At 72.9% G+C, this 542-nt stretch carries 1 protein-coding gene; it reads right to left on the bottom strand.

Going from position 1 to position 542, the window contains the following annotated elements; translation table 11 throughout:
• Positions 1-542, bottom strand: a 542-nt coding sequence (locus D2K64_RS24105) for a PAS domain-containing protein (RefSeq protein ID WP_120010960.1), incomplete at both ends; no start/stop codon positions are given.

Below are 542 nucleotides of genomic sequence, written 5' to 3'. Positions count from 1 at the left end.
TTCTGTGCCTGGCGCAGGCTCTCTTCCGTGGCCATCAGCTCGGCCGTCCGTTCGGCGACGCGGGCCTCGAGCTCCTCCCCGGCGCGCGCCAGCACCTCGCGCACGTGCACCTGGTCGTCGATGTCGGTGCAGGAGCCGATCCACTCGGCGGCCCTACCGTCATCGCCGCGCACCGGCAGGCCGCGGGTCTGGAACCAGGCATAGCGGCCGGAGGTGGCATGGCGGATGCGACCATCGAACTGCAGCAGGCCGGCCGGCCCGGCCTTGCGCCAGGCCTCACGGGCCATGTCCCGATCTTCGGGGTGCAGCGCGTCGAGCCAGCCCCAGCCGAGACTTCGTGCCTCGCCCTGCCCGGTGTAGTCGCGCCATTGCGGGCTGGACCAGGTCCACAGCCCGCCCTCGTCCGAGCGCCAGAGAAGCTGCGGGATCCCCTCCACCAGCGCCCTCTGCCGCGCCTCCTCCTCGCGCAGCGCCGCCTCGATCCGCTTCAGCTCGGTGACGTCCTGCCCGACGCCGCCGATGCGCAACACCGTCCCGTCCGG

The sequence above is a fragment of the Teichococcus vastitatis genome (assembly GCF_003604215.1).
Classification (GTDB): Bacteria; Pseudomonadota; Alphaproteobacteria; order Acetobacterales; family Acetobacteraceae; genus Pseudoroseomonas; species Pseudoroseomonas vastitatis.
Note: the sequence above shows the minus strand (reverse complement) of the source record. Positions and strands in the feature narration are given on the sequence as shown.